Source organism: Ensifer sp. Root31, assembly GCF_001424825.1.
Classification (GTDB): Bacteria; Pseudomonadota; Alphaproteobacteria; order Rhizobiales; family Rhizobiaceae; genus Ensifer; species Ensifer canadensis.
The window spans coordinates 1-17,588 of the sequence record NZ_LMCO01000049.1 but is presented as its reverse complement, the minus strand read 5'-3'; the positions used below and the strand labels follow the sequence as shown (position 1 = coordinate 17,588).

Here is a 17,588-nt window from a genome sequence, read left to right as displayed (position 1 = left end):
CGTCACGGTTGCCGTTGAGCTGATCGTTCCGATCGCGATGGAAGAAAAGCTGCGCTTCGCTATCCGCGAAGGTGGCCGTACCGTCGGCGCCGGCATCGTTGCTTCGATCGTCGAGTAATCTCAGGATTATTTCGCTTCAAAAAGGCCCCGCTGGAAACAGCGGGGCTTTTCGTTTTGAGCCCGACGCAGGACGCCGGCGATGAACTCGCTCTTTCCGCTGGCGTAGATGTCCCAATTGCCTCTTGCCTGGATGATCAGTTTCCGTTTGAGCAGTTCGTACTGTCGCGCGACTCCCGTGTGTCGGCGCAGGTAGTCGCGAAACAGGATGCGCGCTTGATGCGCGTGGTTGTCAGGCCCGCATATATAGAGGCGGGTACCATAGGGCGCCCCGCTCATGGTGAGTGTCCATAGGCCATTGCCGTAGGGATCTCCGTGGAAGTGATAGCCGGCCGTAGCCGCGCTTTCGAGCGCTACCGGAATGTCGCCTTCAGATTGAAGGACGGCGTCGATATCTATCTTCGGCTTGGCCGCCAGTCCGGGTACGGCTGTGCTGCCAACGTGTTGAATGTCGGCAATGAGTGGCGCCAGGAGGCCTGCGATGACGCGGCGACGCGCTGCAAAATCCTCTGGCCAGAACGGATCATATTCAACCAGGCGGATATCAGTCATAGGTTTGCCTTGTCGCACTCGACCGATTCGCAATCCTATCTGTTGGCTTCGAAACGGTGCTCGAAAATCGCAGAGGAGGAGGTGGCATCATTGAAAACAATGCGTTTTCGCTAGGTCATATGGCGGGCGAGCGGCCGTCTGGGCGGAGGGGGGAAGACTTGATTGAGGATTTTTGCTCTTTTCCGTCAAAGACGCTTGTCATCGCCCGATAAACTGAATAATAAGCCGCTGACTTGATGCGCTGACCGGTTCGAGAATGACCGGCTGAAGCGATCTAGGGGTATAGCTCAGTTGGTAGAGCGGCGGTCTCCAAAACCGCAGGTCGTCGGTTCAAGCCCGGCTGCCCCTGCCATTGCCTTCGCCTTTGCAAGCGGCTCAAAGCCGGGTAAGGTGGAAGGAGGTCGGATAAGCCGACCATCGAAATTCACAGAAAAGACCGAATGCCTCTTGTGATTTGTAGAATCGGTCTTTATGTAGGGTCCAAACAGACACGCGGTGCGTGGGGCTGAATCATCGGCTTTACGCGCCGTAATGGCGTGAGCATTACATGGCATCCAAAACGAATCCGTTTACGTTTCTGCAGCAGGTTCGCTCAGAGGCGTCGAAAGTAACTTGGCCATCCAGGCGCGAGACGATGATCTCGACGCTGATGGTTTTTGTCATGGTCTTTTTTGCCGCTGCCTTCTTCTTTGCTGCGGACCAGTTGATGGGTTGGCTGATTGGCCTAGTCCTCAACGCTGGCGCTTGATTGGGTGGAGGGTAGTATGGCTGCACGCTGGTATATTGTTCACGCCTATTCGAATTTCGAAAAGAAGGTAGCTGAATCGATCGAGGAAAAGGCCAAGCAAAAAGGTCTTTCGCATCTGTTCGAGAAGATCCTTGTTCCGACCGAAAAGGTTGTCGAGATTCGCCGCGGCCGCAAGGTTGATGCCGAGCGCAAGTTTTTCCCGGGTTACGTCCTGGTGCGCGCCAACCTGACGGATGAGGCCTTTCACCTCATCAAGAACACGCCGAAGGTCACCGGTTTCCTCGGGACCGACAGCAAGCCGGTTCCGATTCCGGATCATGAAGCCGATCGTATCCTCGGCCAGGTCCAGGATGGCGTCGAGCGTCCGAAGCCGTCCGTCTCCTTTGAGATCGGCGAGCAGGTTCGCGTCTCGGATGGTCCGTTCGCCTCGTTCAACGGCATCGTTCAGGATGTCGACGAGGAGCGGTCGCGCCTGAAGGTCGAGGTTTCGATCTTCGGTCGTGCGACCCCGGTCGAACTGGAATACGGCCAGGTCGAGAAGGTCTGAGAAGATCAAAAGAGATTGGGCAAGTCGTTTAGGCCTGCCCTGGCGGAGAAATCCGCATGCGCGTGGAAGGACGTCGGCCTTAGCCGGGACGAAGGGTCCGCACCACGCAACCGCAGCCGCCGATCCCTGATCGGCTACATGCCGGGAAACCGGCGCAACAGTTCCTCGTTTCGATCCGTCGCGACGAGGCAATGAGAGGCAGAGAGAAATGGCTAAGAAAGTTGCAGGCCAGCTCAAGCTGCAGGTGAAGGCAGGGTCGGCCAATCCGTCCCCGCCGATCGGTCCTGCACTCGGTCAGCGTGGCATTAACATCATGGAATTCTGCAAGGCGTTCAATGCCGCCACGCAGGAAATGGAAAAGGGTATGCCGATCCCGGTCGTCATCACCTATTACCAGGACAAGTCGTTCACCTTCGTCATGAAGCAGCCGCCGGTCAGCTACTTCCTGAAGCGTGAATCGAAGATCACGTCCGGTTCGAAGACCCCAGGTAAGGCCAAGGCTGGCTCGATCACCAAGGCTCAGATCCGCACGATCGCAGAGGCCAAGATGAAGGACCTCAACGCGGCCGATATCGAAGGCGCAATGGCAATGGTCGAGGGCTCTGCCCGCTCCATGGGCCTGGAAGTGGCGGGCTAAGACCATGGCGAAGATTGCAAAGCGTGTACAGAAGTCCCGCGAGGGCATCGACCCGACGAAGATCTACGGCCTCACCGAAGCCGTATCGCTGGTCAAGGAACGTGCAACTGCCAAGTTCGACGAGACTGTTGAAGTCGCGATGAACCTTGGCGTTGACCCGCGCCACGCCGACCAGATGGTTCGCGGCGTCGTCAACCTGCCGAACGGCACGGGCCGCACGGTTCGTGTTGCCGTGTTCGCACGTGGTGCCAAGGCTGATGAAGCCAAGGCTGCCGGTGCAGACATCGTCGGCGCTGAAGAGCTCGTCGAAATCGTTCAGGGCGGCAAGATCGACTTCGATCGTTGCATCGCGACCCCGGACATGATGCCGCTCGTCGGCCGCCTCGGTAAGGTTCTCGGCCCGCGCGGCATGATGCCGAACCCGAAGGTCGGAACGGTCACCATGGACGTTGCCGGTGCCGTCAAGGCATCCAAGGGCGGCGCCGTCGAATTCCGCGTCGAGAAGGCTGGTATCATCCACGCCGGCATCGGCAAGGCTTCGTTCGACGCCAAGGCTTTGGAAGAAAACATCCGCGCCTTCGCTGACGCGGTCGTCAAGGCGAAGCCTGCTGGCGCCAAGGGCAACTACGTCAAGCGCGTAGCGATTTCGTCGACCATGGGCCCGGGCCTGAAGATCGACCCGGCAACGCTCAGCGTCGCCTAATGAATTTCGGGCTTCGGCCCGAGCAATAATTTCCGGCCCTTCGGGGCCGGAAATCCGGATCTCGATCCGGAACTCCTGTCCGAGATTGCGGGTGGTTTTACCTTAATCACTTCGGCCTGCATGAGACGGGTAAGATCTGAATTTCACGATGACGCCGGAGGCGTCGAAATTCGGTTCGAGCCTCGCTTGCCTTGTGTCAGACCCGGCTTTCCGGGAACGCCAAGGGACAGGATCCTCAAGCGTTACTTGGGATCTTTTTTGAGATCCCTGGTGACAAAGGCAAACCCGGCAGGGGCTGCAGTTCATGCAACCCTGTCAACTGGAGACAGACAGTGGAAAGAGCGGAAAAACGCGAATTCGTCACGGAGCTGAACGAAGTCTTCAAGGCTTCCGGTTCGGTTGTCGTGGCCCACTATGCTGGTGTCACAGTTGCGCAGATGAACGACTTCCGTTCGAAGATGCGCGCTGCTGGCGGCACCGTCAAAGTCGCGAAAAACCGCCTGGCCAAGATCGCTCTTCAGGGCACCGAGTCGGAAGGGATGACAAATCTCTTCAAGGGTCAGACGCTGATCGCATTCAGCCAAGACCCGATCACGGCTCCTAAGGTCGTCATGGATTTCGCCAAGACCAACGACAAGCTCGTTGTTCTCGGTGGTTCCATGGGAACAACCACGCTCACCGCCGAAGCAGTCAAGTCGCTTGCGACCCTGCCTTCGCTGGACGAGCTGCGCGCAAAGCTGCTGGGCCTTCTCAATGCCCCGGCAACCCGCGTTGCTACGGTTGTTGCAGCACCGGCAAGCCAGCTTGCCCGCGTGTTCGCCGCCTATGCCAAGAAGGACGAAGCCGCCTAAGGCGGATTTTCGCTGTTGTATTTAAAACCAGTTCGAACCGAACAAAAGGAAAAGTAAAATGGCTGATCTCGCAAAGATCGTTGAAGACCTCTCCTCGCTGACCGTCCTGGAAGCTGCTGAGCTTTCCAAGCTGCTCGAAGAGAAGTGGGGCGTTTCTGCAGCTGCTCCGGTAGCTGTTGCTGCTGCTGGCGGCGCCGGTGCTGCTGCTCCGGTCGAAGAAGAAAAGACCGAATTTGACGTTATCCTCGTTGACGCTGGCGCCAACAAGATCAACGTCATCAAGGAAGTCCGCGCCATCACCGGTCTCGGCCTCAAGGAAGCCAAGGACCTGGTCGAAGGCGCTCCGAAGCCGGTCAAGGAAGCCGTTTCGAAGGCTGAAGCTGCTGACCTCAAGAAGAAGCTCGAAGACGCTGGCGCCAAGGTTGACGTCAAGTAATTCGGCATTTTGCAAGGGGAGGTGGCCATTTCGGCCGCCTCTCTTTGACCGTTTTTAGAACATATTACCCAAAAGCCTGTCGCAAAACGGCTTTTGGGTAATGGGTTCTTCAAGAGGATGGTCTCGAACGGAATTCAGCACAGCAATCCGCGCTGGGCGTTTTCCGCAAGTTAGACGAGATTGAACTACTCATTGATTGACGGGGTCGACTGGCCATCGGTTCCCGTCCGTTGCAGGCCCGGATGCAAGATTGACAAGGAGCGACGATGGCTCAGACCCTTTCGTTTAACGGTCGCAGGCGCGTACGCAAGTTTTTTGGTAAAATTCCAGAAGTCGCAGAAATGCCGAACCTCATCGAGGTTCAGAAGGCATCCTACGACCAGTTTCTTATGGTTGAAGAGCCCAAGGGCGGACGCCCTGATGAGGGCCTTCAAGCCGTTTTCAAATCGGTTTTCCCGATCAAGGATTTCTCCGGCGCTTCGATGCTCGAGTTCGTGTCCTACGAATTCGAACAGCCGAAGTTCGACGTCGAAGAATGCCGTCAGCGCGATCTGACCTACGCAGCACCGCTCAAGGTGACCCTGCGCCTGATCGTGTTCGATATTGACGAGGATACCGGCGCGAAGTCGATCAAGGACATCAAGGAACAGAACGTCTACATGGGCGATATGCCGCTCATGACCGACAACGGTACCTTCATCGTCAATGGCACCGAGCGCGTTATCGTTTCGCAGATGCACCGCTCTCCGGGCGTGTTCTTCGACCATGACAAGGGCAAGAGCCACTCTTCCGGCAAGCTGCTCTTCGCTGCCCGCGTGATCCCGTATCGCGGTTCCTGGCTCGACATCGAGTTCGATGCCAAGGATATCGTCCACGCCCGTATCGACCGCCGCCGCAAGATCCCCGTGTCTTCGCTTTTGATGGCGCTCGGCATGGACGGCGAGGAGATCCTCGACACCTTCTACACGAAGTCGCTCTACCAGCGCGACGGCGCTGGCTGGCGCGTGCCGTTCCAGCCGGATGCGCTGAAGGGCCAGAAGGCGATCACCGAGATGGTCGACGCCGATACCGGCGAAGTGGTTGTCGAAGCTGGCAAGAAGCTGACGCCGCGCCTGCTGCGCCAGTTGCAGGACAAGGGTCTCAAGGCCCTGAAAGCGACCGATGACGACCTCTATGGCAACTACCTTGCCGAAGACATCGTCAACTTCTCGACCGGTGAAATCTACCTCGAAGCAGGCGACGAGATCGACGAGAAGACGCTTCCCGTCATCCTGTCGGCCGGCTTCGACGAAATCCCGGTTCTCGACATCGACCATATCAATGTCGGCGCCTACATCCGCAACACGCTGACCGTAGACAAGAACGAGAACCGTCAGGATGCTCTGTTCGATATCTACCGCGTAATGCGTCCGGGCGAACCGCCGACCATGGATTCTGCGGAAGCCATGTTCAACACGTTGTTCTTCGATGCCGAGCGTTACGACCTCTCGGCCGTCGGTCGCGTGAAGATGAACATGCGTCTCGACCTTGAAGTGGCTGATACCGTTCGTATCCTGCGCAAGGAAGACATCCTGGCTGTCGTCAAGATGCTGGTCGAGCTGCGTGACGGCAAGGGCGAAATCGACGACATTGACAACCTCGGCAACCGCCGTGTTCGTTCTGTCGGCGAACTGATGGAAAACCAGTACCGCCTTGGTCTGTTGCGCATGGAGCGCGCGATCAAGGAACGCATGTCGTCGATCGAAATCGATACCGTCATGCCGCAGGACCTGATCAACGCCAAGCCGGCTGCCGCCGCCGTCCGCGAATTCTTCGGCTCCTCGCAGCTGTCGCAGTTCATGGACCAGGTGAACCCGCTTTCGGAAATCACCCACAAGCGCCGTCTTTCGGCACTTGGCCCGGGTGGTCTGACCCGCGAGCGCGCAGGCTTCGAAGTCCGTGACGTTCACCCGACGCACTACGGCCGTATCTGCCCGATTGAAACGCCGGAAGGCCCGAACATCGGTCTGATCAACTCGCTTGCAACCTTTGCCCGCGTCAACAAGTACGGCTTCATCGAAAGCCCGTACCGTAAGATCGTTGACGGCAAGGTGACGAACGACGTCGTTTATCTCTCCGCAATGGAAGAAGCGAAGTACCACGTCGCCCAGGCAAACTCGGTTCTCGATAGCGATGGTGCGTTCTCGGAAGAGTTCGTCGTTTGCCGTCATGCCGGCGAAGTTATGCTGGCACCGCGTGACAACATCAACCTGATGGACGTTTCGCCGAAGCAGCTCGTTTCGGTCGCCGCGGCGCTCATCCCGTTCCTGGAGAACGACGACGCCAACCGCGCACTGATGGGCTCGAACATGCAGCGTCAGGCCGTGCCTCTGCTGCGCGCCGAAGCTCCGTTCGTCGGTACCGGCATGGAACCGGTCGTTGCCCGCGACTCCGGCGCTGCCATTGCAGCCCGTCGTGGCGGTGTCGTCGACCAGGTCGATGCGACCCGTATCGTTATCCGCGCCACCGAAGACCTCGATCCGTCGAAGTCGGGCGTCGATATCTACCGTCTGCAGAAGTTCCAGCGTTCGAACCAGAACACCTGCGTCAACCAGCGCCCGCTGGTCACCGTCGGTGACGTTCTGAACAAGGGCGACATCATTGCTGATGGTCCGTCGACCGATCTCGGCGATCTGGCACTCGGCCGCAACGCGCTCGTCGCGTTCATGCCGTGGAACGGCTACAACTACGAAGACTCGATCCTGTTGTCCGAGCGCATCGTGCGTGACGACGTGTTCACCTCCATCCACATCGAAGAATTCGAAGTGATGGCGCGTGACACCAAGCTGGGTCCGGAAGAAATTACCCGCGACATTCCGAACGTTTCGGAAGAAGCGCTGCGTAATCTCGACGAAGCCGGCATCGTCTACATCGGTGCTGAGGTTCAGCCGGGCGATATCCTGGTCGGCAAGATCACGCCGAAGGGCGAAAGCCCGATGACGCCGGAAGAAAAGCTTCTGCGCGCCATCTTCGGTGAAAAGGCTTCCGACGTGCGCGACACGTCCATGCGCATGCCCCCGGGCACGTTCGGCACCGTCGTCGAAGTTCGCGTCTTCAATCGCCACGGCGTTGAGAAGGACGAGCGCGCGATGGCGATCGAGCGCGAGGAAATCGAACGACTGGCCAAGGACCGCGACGACGAACAGGCGATCCTCGATCGTAACGTCTACGCACGTCTCGTCGACATGCTGCGCGGTCACACCGCGGTTGCAGGTCCGAAGGGCTTCAAGAAGGGCACTGAGCTGTCCAACCTCGTCGTCAGCGAATATCCCCGCTCGCAGTGGTGGATGTTTGCCATCGAAGACGAGAAGGCTCAGGGCGAGATCGAAGCGCTTCGCGCCCAGTACGACGAATCCAAGTCGCGCCTTGAACAGCGCTTCATGGACAAGGTCGAAAAGGTCCAGCGCGGCGACGAAATGCCTCCGGGCGTCATGAAGATGGTCAAGGTCTTCGTCGCTGTTAAGCGCAAGATCCAGCCGGGCGACAAGATGGCCGGCCGTCACGGCAACAAGGGTGTCGTGTCGCGTATCGTGCCGATCGAAGACATGCCGTTCCTGGAAGATGGTACGCACGTCGACGTCGTTCTGAACCCGCTCGGCGTGCCTTCGCGCATGAACGTCGGCCAGATCCTCGAAACCCATCTTGGCTGGGCTTGCGCCGGCATGGGCAAGAAGATCGGCGCGATGCTCGATGCCTACAAGGCAGGTGCCGATATCCAGCCGCTGCGCGACACCATCGACAGCGTCATCGGGTCGGGCCCGAAGGGTGAGCCGATCAAGCAGTACGACGACGAGTCGATCGTACGGCTTGCCGAGCAGACCCGTCGTGGCGTTTCGATCGCGACGCCGGTCTTCGACGGTGCTGTCGAAGCTGACGTCAACGAGATGCTGGAGCAGGCGGGCCTGAAGGTAACCGGTCAGTCGACGCTTTATGATGGCCGTACCGGCGATCAATTCGACCGCCAGGTGACCGTCGGCTACATCTACATGCTGAAGCTGAACCACCTTGTCGACGACAAGATCCACGCCCGTTCGATCGGTCCTTACTCGCTCGTCACCCAGCAGCCGCTGGGCGGCAAGGCGCAGTTCGGCGGTCAGCGCTTCGGGGAAATGGAAGTCTGGGCGCTCGAAGCCTACGGCGCCGCCTACACCCTGCAGGAAATGCTGACGGTGAAGTCGGACGACGTGGCCGGTCGTACGAAGGTCTACGAAGCGATCGTCCGTGGCGACGATACCTTCGAAGCGGGCATTCCCGAGAGCTTCAACGTTCTCGTCAAGGAAATGCGCTCGCTGGGCCTCTCGGTCGAACTCGAGAACACCAAGGTCGACGAACTCGGTGCAGCGCAGCTGCCTGACGCAGCCGAATAAGAAACATCAAGGTGCGTGCCGCGTCGCGGCGCGCACCGCTTCCTCCGCAAGGCTTCATTGGCAAGCGAGAGGAACGGGGCCGCATCAAATGCGGTTTTAGCTGTTTATGGGGCAGAGGGGCCGGCGCCCGGGATTTGTCGGCACTCTCGCCAAGCTCAGGGCGTTAAGCCCGTAAAGGAGACAGGCATGAACCAAGAGGTCATGAATCTTTTCAATCCGCAGGTGCCTGCACAGACTTTCGATTCCATCCGGATTTCGATCGCCTCGCCGGAGAAGATTCTTTCCTGGTCTTACGGTGAGATCAAGAAGCCGGAGACGATCAACTATCGTACGTTCAAGCCGGAACGTGACGGTCTCTTCTGCGCTCGTATCTTCGGTCCGATCAAGGATTACGAATGCCTGTGCGGCAAGTACAAGCGCATGAAGTACAAGGGCATCATCTGCGAAAAGTGCGGCGTTGAAGTTACGCTGTCGCGCGTTCGCCGTGAGCGCATGGGCCATATTGAGCTCGCCGCTCCCGTTGCCCACATCTGGTTCCTGAAGTCGCTGCCGAGCCGCATTTCGACGCTGCTCGACATGACGCTGAAGGATGTCGAGCGCGTTCTCTACTTCGAGAACTACATCGTCACCGAGCCCGGTCTGACGTCGCTGAAGGAAAACCAGCTCCTCAGCGAAGAAGACTACATGCTCGCCGTCGACGAGTTCGGCGAAGATCAGTTCACCGCGATGATCGGTGCTGAAGCGATCTATGAAATGCTCGCTTCGATGAACCTCGAGAAGATCGCTGGCGATCTGCGTTCGGATCTGGCCGAGACCACCTCGGATCTGAAGCAGAAGAAGCTGATGAAGCGGTTGAAGATCGTCGAGAACTTCATGGATTCCGGCAATCGCCCGGAATGGATGATCATGAAGGTCGTTCCGGTGATCCCGCCGGACCTGCGCCCGCTCGTGCCGCTCGACGGCGGCCGTTTCGCGACGTCGGATCTGAACGATCTCTATCGCCGCGTGATCAACCGTAACAACCGTCTGAAGCGTCTGATCGAACTGCGCGCTCCAGGCATCATCATCCGCAACGAAAAGCGCATGCTGCAGGAATCTGTGGACGCGCTGTTCGACAACGGCCGTCGCGGTCGCGTCATCACCGGCGCCAACAAGCGTCCGCTGAAGTCGCTGTCCGACATGCTCAAGGGCAAGCAGGGCCGCTTCCGTCAGAACCTGCTCGGCAAGCGCGTCGACTACTCCGGCCGCTCGGTTATCGTGACCGGTCCGGAGCTGAAGCTGCACCAGTGCGGTCTTCCGAAGAAGATGGCGCTCGAGCTGTTCAAGCCGTTCATCTACGCTCGCCTCGACGCCAAGGGTTATTCCTCGACCGTCAAGCAGGCCAAGAAGCTCGTCGAAAAGGAAAAGCCGGAAGTCTGGGATATCCTGGACGAGGTCATCCGCGAGCATCCGGTTCTGTTGAACCGCGCACCGACGCTGCACCGCCTGGGCATCCAGGCCTTCGAACCGACCCTGGTCGAAGGCAAGGCCATCCAGCTGCACCCGCTCGTCTGCACGGCCTTCAACGCCGACTTCGACGGCGACCAGATGGCCGTTCACGTGCCGCTGTCGCTCGAAGCGCAGCTCGAAGCACGCGTGCTGATGATGTCGACGAACAACATTCTGCACCCGGCTAACGGCGCGCCGATCATCGTTCCGTCGCAGGACATGGTTCTGGGTCTCTACTATCTGTCGATCCTGAACCAGAACGAGCCCGGCGAAGGCATGGCGTTTTCTGACATGGGCGAGCTGCATCACGCGCTCGAAACCAAGTCCGTGACACTGCACGCCAAGATCCGTGGCCGTTTCAAGACCGTCGATGCCGAGGGCAACCCGGTTTCGAAGATCTACGAAACCACGCCTGGCCGCATGATCATCGGTGAACTGTTGCCGCGCAACGTCAACGTGCCGTTCGAGACCTGCAACCAGGAAATGACCAAGAAGAACATCTCCAAGATGATCGACACGGTCTACCGTCACTGCGGTCAGAAAGACACGGTCATCTTCTGCGACCGCATCATGCAGCTCGGCTTTGCCCATGCTTGCCGCGCCGGCATTTCGTTCGGCAAGGACGACATGGTCATTCCGGACACCAAGGTGAAGATCGTCGGCGATACTGAAGCGCTCGTGAAGGAATACGAGCAGCAGTATAATGACGGCCTCATCACCCAGGGCGAAAAGTACAACAAGGTCGTTGACGCCTGGGGCAAGGCTACCGAGAAGGTCGCCGACGAAATGATGGCCCGCATTAAGGCTGTGGAGTTTGACGACAACGGCCGTCAGAAGCCGATGAACTCGATCTACATGATGTCGCACTCCGGCGCCCGTGGTTCTCCGAACCAGATGCGTCAGCTGGGCGGCATGCGCGGCCTGATGGCCAAGCCGTCGGGTGAAATCATCGAGACGCCGATCATCTCGAACTTCAAGGAAGGTCTGACCGTTAACGAGTACTTCAACTCGACCCACGGTGCCCGTAAGGGTCTGGCCGACACCGCCTTGAAGACCGCGAACTCGGGCTACCTGACGCGTCGTCTCGTCGACGTGGCGCAGGATTGCATCGTCAACTCCGTCGATTGCGGCACCGAGAATGGCCTCACCATGACGGCGATCGTCGATGCCGGTCAGGTTGTGGCTTCGCTTGGCGCTCGTATTCTTGGCCGTACGGCTCTGGACGACATCGATCACCCGGTCACGGGCGTTCGTCTCGTCGACGCCGGCCGGATGATCCTGGAACCCGACGTCATCGAGATCGAAAAGGCTGGTATCCAGTCGATCCGCATCCGTTCGGCGCTGACCTGCGAAATCCAGACGGGCGTTTGCGGCGTCTGCTACGGCCGCGACCTGGCACGTGGTACGCCGGTCAACATGGGCGAAGCGGTTGGCGTTATCGCTGCACAGTCGATCGGTGAACCGGGCACCCAGCTCACCATGCGTACCTTCCACTTGGGCGGTACGGCGACCGTGGTCGACCAGTCGTTCCTGGAAGCGTCCTACGAAGGCACGGTACAGATCAAGAACCGCAACATGCTGCGCAACTCTGACGGCATCCTTGTCGCCATGGGTCGTAACATGGCCGTCCAGATCCTCGACGAACGTGGTGTCGAGCGCTCCTCGCAGCGTGTCGCCTACGGTTCGAAGATCTTCGTCGACGATGGTGACAAGGTGAAGCGCGGTCAGCGTCTTGCCGAGTGGGACCCCTACACCCGTCCGATGATGACGGAAGTGGAAGGTACCGTTCACTTCGAAGACGTCGTCGACGGCATCTCCGTGCTCGAAGCGACCGACGAGTCCACCGGCATCACCAAGCGTCAGGTTATCGATTGGCGTTCGACGCCGCGCGGTACCGACCTGAAGCCGGCGATCGTCATCAAGGACAAGAACGGCGCGGTCCTGAAGCTGTCGCGTGGTGGTGACGCCCGCTTCATGCTTTCGGTTGACGCCATTCTCTCGGTTGAACCGGGCACGAAGGTTTCCCAGGGTGACGTGCTGGCACGTTCGCCGCTGGAAAGCGCCAAGACCAAGGATATCACCGGTGGTCTGCCGCGCGTTGCCGAACTGTTCGAAGCACGTCGTCCGAAGGATCACGCCGTCATCGCTGAGATCGATGGTACGATCCGCTTCGGCCGCGACTACAAGAACAAGCGTCGCGTTCTGATCGAGCCTGCTGAAGACGGTGTTGAGCCGGTCGAATACCTGATCCCGAAGGGCAAGCCCTTCCATCTTCAGGATGGCGACTACATCGAAAAGGGCGACTACATCCTCGACGGCAACCCGGCGCCGCACGACATCCTGGCGATCAAGGGAGTGGAAGCACTCGCTTCCTACCTGGTCAACGAAATCCAGGAAGTCTACCGACTGCAGGGCGTTGTGATCAACGACAAGCACATCGAAGTCATCGTTCGTCAGATGCTGCAGAAGGTGGAAATCACCGATGCCGGCGACTCGACCTACATCGTCGGTGACAATGTCGATCGCATCGAGCTCGAAGACGTCAACGACGGCCTGATCGAACAGGGCAAGAAGCCGGCATACGGCGATCCGGTCCTGCTCGGCATCACCAAGGCCTCGCTGCAGACACCGTCGTTCATCTCGGCGGCGTCGTTCCAGGAAACCACCAAGGTGCTGACCGAAGCGGCGATCGCCGGCAAGGTCGACGGCCTGCAGGGTCTGAAGGAAAACGTCATCGTCGGCCGTCTGATCCCGGCTGGTACCGGCGGAACGATGACGCAGATCCGCCGCATCGCGACGGCGCGCGACGAGATGATTCTCGAAGAGCGTCGCAAGGGTACGGGCGCAGATGTTGCCACCCCGATGCTCGCCGATCTCGCGAAGGAAAACGCAGCGGCCGAATAATGGGAGGAGGGCGTTCTCGCCCTCGTTTCCTCAAATCAGAAAAGCCGCCCGGAGCGATCCGGGCGGCTTTTTCATTGTGGTAGGCTGGAAGGGGAGGCGACGTTGGGGCGTCGACGGCCTCAGCTGAAACGGATGATCGCAACTTCGCCTTCGAGGGCGCCCTGGTAGGCCGAGGCATGCGGCTCCTCGTTCGGCACGTCTGTCAGTGTGCCGATCTGATCGAGGTCGGCCTCCAGGAAGCCTTCCTCGGCGAGCGCGTTCAGCGCCTCGCGCACGGCCGTATCGTCGTCGGGTGCGCGCAACATCACGTGAATGTCCACGCCTTCGTCGTCTCCGTCGGTCTCATAGGCCTTGCCGATGATGATGAAGACCATCGGCTCGTCCGGTGCATTGTCGTTGTCAGGCGTGACGCTCATTGAATATCCTTTCGAGTGCGCGGCCGACTTTAGCGCCCTTTTCAGTGCAGCGCGAAAGAAATAGCTGCGAGGCCACAGGCTTTGGCGACTCGGCAGAATCATGGCGGTGGAAAACCGTCACAAACTGGTTGCCGATTCCTTAACCCTGTTCGAAGCTGTCTGTGTTCAAGTGCAGACAGGGTCGCCAGGACCCACCCCGACACCCGCCAAAGCCTTGTTTTCCGGGCATGGCGGGTCTGTTGGCGGGAGAATATTTGTTAATTGCCCTTGACTGTCGGCCTTGAAATCAGTACACCCCGCCGCATCGGAGCCCATGTGAGGCTGGCTGGTTCGGAACGTCGCGTTCTGGAGTTCGCCTCAAACAAGGTTCGAAACGCACGCTGACTACAAAAAATGCTGCACGCATGACGCGCGAAATGCTGTGTCCTCTGCTTTTTGTAGGGCCATCCGCGACAAAGCGGATCGGTCCTCGTTTGCGCATTTTACAGGTGTCCGTATCGCCGGAGACGGCAACGATCCGCCCGCAAGGGTAACGAGACAAGATTTTGCAAGGGATGGTTACATGCCTACCGTAAACCAGCTGATCCGCAAGCCGCGTCAGGCACAGGTAAAGCGCAACAAGGTTCCTGCTCTGCAGGAAAACCCGCAGAAGCGTGGTGTTTGCACCCGCGTCTACACGACGACCCCGAAGAAGCCGAACTCGGCTCTGCGTAAGGTTGCCAAGATTCGCCTGACCAACGGTTTCGAGGTCATCGGCTATATCCCGGGTGAAGGTCACAACCTTCAGGAACACTCGGTTGTCATGATCCGCGGCGGCCGCGTAAAGGACCTTCCGGGTGTCCGTTACCACATCATCCGTGGCGTTCTCGATACGCAGGGTGTCAAGAACCGCAAGCAGCGCCGCTCCAAGTATGGTGCGAAGCGTCCGAAGTAATTTCGGGTTTCACGAATTCGGCGCTGCGCGAGGTTCTCCGCGTGTTAAGGCGCCAGTCAACAGTTGAGAGACAAAACGTATGTCACGTCGTCACAGTGCAGAAAAGCGCGAGATCAACCCGGATCCGAAGTTCGGCGATCTGGTTGTCACCAAGTTCATGAACGCCATCATGCTTCATGGTAAGAAGTCGGTTGCTGAAAGCATCGTTTACGGTGCCTTCGATGCCGTTCAGGGCAAGCTGAAGCAGGAGCCGATCGCCGTGTTCCATTCGGCCCTCGACAACATCGCTCCGCACGTCGAAGTCCGTTCGCGCCGCGTTGGTGGTGCAACCTACCAGGTTCCCGTCGACGTTCGTCCGGAACGCCGTCAGGCGCTCGCCATCCGCTGGCTGATTGCTGCTGCCCGCAAGCGCAACGAAACGACCATGGTTGATCGCCTCTGCGGCGAACTCATGGACGCTGCGAACAACCGTGGCAGCGCCGTCAAGAAGCGCGAAGACACGCACAAGATGGCCGACGCCAACCGTGCATTCTCGCACTACCGCTGGTAATCGACGACCAATTTCGAAAGGGAGTCCCTATGGCTCGCGAATACAAAATCGAAGACTACCGCAATTTCGGTATTATGGCGCACATCGACGCCGGCAAGACGACGACGACCGAACGTATTCTCTACTACACCGGTAAGTCCCATAAGATCGGCGAAGTCCACGACGGCGCCGCTACCATGGACTGGATGGAGCAGGAGCAGGAACGCGGCATCACTATCACGTCTGCTGCGACCACGACCTTCTGGAAGGGTCGTGATGGCAAGACCCGCCGCTTCAACATCATCGACACCCCCGGCCACGTTGACTTCACCATCGAAGTCGAGCGTTCGCTGCGCGTTCTCGACGGCGCCATCGCGCTGCTCGACGCCAACGCCGGTGTTGAGCCTCAGACGGAAACCGTCTGGCGTCAGGCTGAGAAGTACAACGTTCCGCGCATGATCTTCTGCAACAAGATGGACAAGACCGGCGCTGACTTCTACCGCTCTGTCTCGATGATCAAGTCGCGCCTCGGTGCGATCCCGGTCGTCATGCAGCTGCCGATCGGCGCTGAGACCGAGTTCAAGGGCGTCATCGACCTGATCGAGATGAACGCTCTCATCTGGCGCGACGAATCGCTCGGCGCCCAGTGGGACGTCGTCGAAATTCCTGATGACATGAAGGCAGAAGCGCAGAAGTACCGCGAACTTCTGATCGAGACCGTTGTCGAGATCGATGAAGCTGCGACTGAAGCGTATCTCGAAGGCAACCTGCCTGATAACGACCAGATCCGTGCGCTCGTTCGCCGCGGCACCATCGACGTGAAGTTCCACCCGATGTTCTGCGGCACCGCGTTCAAGAACAAGGGCGTTCAGCCGCTTCTCGACGCCGTTGTCGACTACCTGCCGTCGCCGATGGACATCCCGGCGATCAAGGGCATCGACGTCAAGACCGAAGCCGAGACCGAGCGCCACGCTGACGACAGCGAGCCGCTTTCGATGCTCGCCTTTAAGATCATGAACGACCCCTTCGTCGGTTCGCTCACCTTCGCCCGTATCTACTCCGGCAAGCTCGAAAAGGGCACGTCGGTCATGAACACGGTCAAGGAAAAGCGCGAGCGCGTCGGCCGTATGCTTCAGATGCATTCCAACAGCCGTGAAGACATCGAAGAAGCCTTTGCTGGCGACATCGTTGCTCTGGCTGGCCTCAAGGAAACCACCACTGGCGATACGCTCTGCGACCCGCTGAAGCCGGTTATCCTCGAGCGCATGGAATTCCCGGAGCCGGTTATCCAGATCGCGATCGAGCCGAAGACCAAGGGCGACCAGGAAAAGATGGGCCTCGCGCTCAACCGCCTGGCTGCAGAAGACCCGTCGTTCCGCGTCAAGACCGACGAAGAGTCCGGCCAGACGATCATCGCAGGCATGGGTGAACTCCACCTCGACATCCTGGTTGACCGCATGCGTCGCGAATTCAAGGTCGAAGCAACCGTCGGCGCGCCGCAGGTTGCCTACCGCGAAACCATCACGCGTCAGCACGAAGAAGACTACACGCACAAGAAGCAGTCCGGTGGTACCGGCCAGTTCGCGCGCGTCAAGATCGTCTTCGAACCGAACCCGGATGGCGAAGACTTCAAGTTCGAGTCCAAGATCGTTGGCGGTGCTGTTCCGAAGGAATACATCCCCGGCGTCCAGAAGGGCATCGAAAGCGTTCTGTCTTCGGGTCCGCTGGCTGGCTTCCCGATGCTGGGCGTCAAGGCGACGCTCATCGACGGTGCCTTCCACGACGTCGACTCGTCGGTTCTGGCGTTCGAAATCGCTTCGCGTGCCTGCTTCCGTGAAGCAGCCAAGAAGGCCGGCGCTCAGCTCCTCGAGCCGATGATGAAGGTCGAAGTCGTAACGCCGGAAGATTACGTCGGTGACGTTATCGGCGACCTGAACTCGCGCCGTGGCCAGATCCAGGGCCAGGAAGCACGCGGTGTTGCCGTCGTCATCAATGCGAACGTCCCGTTGGCGAACATGTTCAAGTACGTGGACAACCTGCGCTCGATGTCTCAGGGCCGCGCCCAGTACACGATGACCTTCGATCATTACTCGCCGGTCCCGTCGAACGTCGCACAGGAAATCCAGGCAAAGTATTCCGGTCAGAAGTGACCGGAATACCCTTTCGCTGAAAACAGATAGATAAGGTTTCCCCGACAGGGGACAGGAAACGGAGAGCCGAAAATGGCAAAGAGCAAATTTGAGCGCAACAAGCCGCACGTTAACATTGGCACGATTGGCCACGTTGACCATGGCAAGACGTCGCTGACTGCAGCGATCAC

The 17,588-nt window shown here is 59.0% G+C and carries 14 protein-coding genes, 1 tRNA gene and 1 pseudogene; 14 read left to right on the top strand and 2 right to left on the bottom strand.

Annotated features, from left to right (window positions below):
* Positions 1–118: pseudogene (gene tuf, locus ASD00_RS39475) on the top strand (elongation factor Tu); the annotation flags it as partial.
* A gap of 8 nt (positions 119–126) precedes the next feature.
* On the opposite strand, the gene ASD00_RS31155 reads toward tuf, so the two are convergent.
* The gene (locus ASD00_RS31155) at positions 127–669 is read right to left on the bottom strand and encodes a GrpB family protein (protein ID WP_025426652.1); all 543 of its coding nucleotides are present in this window, start codon (positions 667–669) and stop codon (positions 127–129) included.
* A gap of 276 nt (positions 670–945) precedes the next feature.
* Between ASD00_RS31155 and ASD00_RS31150 the strand changes: the two genes are divergently transcribed.
* From ASD00_RS31150 to rpoC, 9 genes are all read left to right on the top strand, one after another.
* A tRNA-Trp gene (locus tag ASD00_RS31150) sits at positions 946–1,021 on the top strand.
* 195 nt (positions 1,022–1,216) lie between these two features.
* Positions 1,217–1,417 carry a preprotein translocase subunit SecE gene (secE, locus tag ASD00_RS31145; protein WP_025426653.1) on the top strand — a complete coding sequence of 67 codons (201 nt, stop codon included), beginning with the start codon at positions 1,217–1,219 and terminating at the stop codon, positions 1,415–1,417.
* 16 nt (positions 1,418–1,433) lie between these two features.
* Entirely contained in the window at positions 1,434–1,964 is a 531-nt protein-coding gene (nusG, locus tag ASD00_RS31140; RefSeq protein ID WP_025426654.1) for a transcription termination/antitermination protein NusG, read from the top strand.
* A 208-nt stretch (positions 1,965–2,172) separates the two neighbouring features.
* Positions 2,173–2,601 carry a 50S ribosomal protein L11 gene (rplK, locus tag ASD00_RS31135; protein WP_025426655.1) on the top strand — a complete coding sequence of 143 codons (429 nt, stop codon included), beginning with the start codon at positions 2,173–2,175 and terminating at the stop codon, positions 2,599–2,601.
* A gap of 4 nt (positions 2,602–2,605) precedes the next feature.
* Positions 2,606–3,304 (top strand): 50S ribosomal protein L1, encoded by a 699-nt coding sequence (gene rplA / locus ASD00_RS31130; RefSeq protein ID WP_025426656.1) that lies wholly within the window; start codon positions 2,606–2,608, stop codon positions 3,302–3,304.
* 332 nt (positions 3,305–3,636) lie between these two features.
* Positions 3,637–4,155, top strand: coding sequence for a 50S ribosomal protein L10 (gene rplJ, locus ASD00_RS31125; protein WP_025426657.1), 519 nt, complete (start codon positions 3,637–3,639; stop codon positions 4,153–4,155).
* 58 nt (positions 4,156–4,213) lie between these two features.
* Positions 4,214–4,591, top strand: coding sequence for a 50S ribosomal protein L7/L12 (gene rplL / locus ASD00_RS31120; protein WP_025426658.1), 378 nt, complete (start codon positions 4,214–4,216; stop codon positions 4,589–4,591).
* Between the two features lie 266 nt (positions 4,592–4,857).
* The gene (rpoB, locus tag ASD00_RS31115) at positions 4,858–8,997 is read left to right on the top strand and encodes a DNA-directed RNA polymerase subunit beta (RefSeq protein WP_025426659.1); all 4,140 of its coding nucleotides are present in this window, start codon (positions 4,858–4,860) and stop codon (positions 8,995–8,997) included.
* A 186-nt stretch (positions 8,998–9,183) separates the two neighbouring features.
* Positions 9,184–13,389, top strand: a complete 4,206-nt coding sequence (gene rpoC / locus ASD00_RS31110) for a DNA-directed RNA polymerase subunit beta' (RefSeq protein ID WP_025426660.1) — start codon at positions 9,184–9,186, stop codon at positions 13,387–13,389.
* A gap of 119 nt (positions 13,390–13,508) precedes the next feature.
* On the opposite strand, the gene ASD00_RS31105 is transcribed toward rpoC, so the two are convergent.
* Positions 13,509–13,805 (bottom strand): hypothetical protein, encoded by a 297-nt coding sequence (locus tag ASD00_RS31105; protein ID WP_025426661.1) that lies wholly within the window; start codon positions 13,803–13,805, stop codon positions 13,509–13,511.
* Between the two features lie 562 nt (positions 13,806–14,367).
* Here ASD00_RS31105 and rpsL point away from each other — a divergent pair.
* The 4 genes from rpsL to ASD00_RS40540 all read left to right on the top strand — a co-directional run.
* Complete coding sequence (gene rpsL, locus ASD00_RS31100) at positions 14,368–14,739, top strand: 30S ribosomal protein S12 (protein ID WP_003507760.1); 372 nt, start codon at positions 14,368–14,370, stop codon at positions 14,737–14,739.
* A gap of 79 nt (positions 14,740–14,818) precedes the next feature.
* A complete protein-coding gene (rpsG, locus tag ASD00_RS31095) occupies positions 14,819–15,289 on the top strand; it encodes a 30S ribosomal protein S7 (RefSeq protein WP_025426662.1) in 471 nt (156 codons plus the stop codon).
* 29 nt (positions 15,290–15,318) lie between these two features.
* Positions 15,319–17,418, top strand: a complete 2,100-nt coding sequence (fusA, locus tag ASD00_RS31090) for an elongation factor G (protein WP_025426663.1) — start codon at positions 15,319–15,321, stop codon at positions 17,416–17,418.
* Between the two features lie 72 nt (positions 17,419–17,490).
* The coding region (locus ASD00_RS40540; protein WP_141681087.1) for a GTP-binding protein at positions 17,491–17,588 on the top strand (98 nt) is incomplete at its 3' end.